1 protein-coding gene is annotated in these 1,537 nt (G+C 66.5%); it reads left to right on the top strand.

Annotated elements, in window-relative coordinates; translation table 11 throughout:
• Nucleotides 1-78 precede the first annotated feature (78 nt).
• Nucleotides 79-1,464: an IS1182 family transposase gene (locus B6S44_RS28795; RefSeq protein ID WP_129160445.1), complete on the top strand. Its 1,386-nt coding sequence runs from the start codon at nucleotides 79-81 to the stop codon at nucleotides 1,462-1,464.
• The last annotated feature ends 73 nt before the right edge of the window (nucleotides 1,465-1,537 follow it).

Here is a 1,537-nt window from a genome sequence, read left to right as displayed (position 1 = left end):
GCCGATGTCGTTGAAAAAGTCGGCATTGCTGAGGTGGTGAAGTCCTGATTCAGTCGTCCTTGGGCGGAGGGCGGCGCGATGATGGGCGAGCGACAGGTGGCGCAGGAAGCGCTGTTCTACGAATTCAGCCTGGAGCGTCACGTCCCGGACGGTCATTGGGTGCGCGCCATCGACCGGTTCGTCGATCTCTCGGATATCCGCGCGCATCTGCGGCCGTTCTACAGCGAGGTAGGGCGGCCCTCGGTCGACCCGGAACTGATGATCCGGATGCTGCTCATCGGCTACTGCTTCGGCATCCGCTCCGAGCGGCGCCTGTGCGAGGAAGTGCATCTGAACCTGGCCTATCGCTGGTTCTGTCGGCTCGGGCTCGAGGGCGACGTGCCCGACCATTCGACCTTCTCGAAGAACCGGCATGGCCGCTTCCGCGAGAGCGATCTCCTGCGCGAGCTGTTCGAGACGACCGTGCGGCGCTGCATCGCGGAGGGGCTCGTCGGCGGCGAAGGCTTCGCGGTCGATGCCAGCCTGATCAAGGCCGATGCCAACAGGCAGCGCTCGGCGGAAGCCTCCGAGCCGGTCGACTGGGACGATCTCGCCCGGACGCGGCGCGCGGTGCGCGAGTATCTCGACACGCTCGACGATGCCGCCTGGGGCGCCGCCAGCGAGGCGAAGCCGAAGTTCATCTCGCGCTCCGATCCGGCGGCGCAATGGACCGGCGCCCTGAAGGGCCATGCCTTCTTCGCCTATGCCACCAACTATCTGATCGACCTCGACCACGCCGTCATCGTCGATGTCGAGGCCAGCCGCGCCATCCGGCAGGCCGAGGTCGGCTCGGCCCGGACCATGCTCGAGCGGACGCAGGAGCGCTTCAGCCTCTGGCCGGCGCGCTTGGCTGCCGACAGCGCCTACGGCTCGGCCGAGAACCTCGCCTGGCTGGTCCATGAACGCGGGATCGAGCCGCATATCCCAGTGTTCGACAAATCCCAGCGCAGCGACGGCACCTTCAGCCGCTCCGACTTCGCCTACGACCACGCCCGCGATCTCTACACCTGCCCAGGCGGGAAGGAGCTCAGACCGCGGCAGAAGGCCTATCGAACGCCGCGGCCGCTCGTCGATGACGAGGGCATGATGCGTTACCGCGCCAGCAAGTTCGACTGCGACGCCTGCGCGCTGAAGCCGCAGTGCTCGCCCAACATGCCCGTCCGCAAGATCCTGCGCTCGATCCACGAGGGCGCCCGCGACATGGCCAGGGACCTCGCCGAGACCGATGCCTACGTCACCTCGCGGCGAGAGCGGAAGAAGGTCGAGATGCTCTTCGCCCATCTCAAGCGCATCCTGAGGCTCGATCGGCTACGATTACGCGGACCGAACGGCGCCAGAGACGAGTTCCACCTGGCCGCCGCAGCCCAGAACCTCAGGAAACTCGCCAAGCTCCTGCCGAAGGGACCGCAGCTCAGGCCGGCATGAGAGGCCGAGGTTCGATCGGCCAAATCCGAAACGCTCTCGCGTCGCTCTCCAGGCCGACTTTTTCAACGACATC

It is taken from the genome of Allobosea sp. Tri-44, from assembly GCF_004123845.1.
Taxonomy (GTDB): domain Bacteria; phylum Pseudomonadota; class Alphaproteobacteria; order Rhizobiales; family Beijerinckiaceae; genus Allobosea.
The sequence above is the reverse complement of the archived record's forward strand: the minus strand, read 5'-3'. Positions and strand labels throughout refer to the sequence as shown.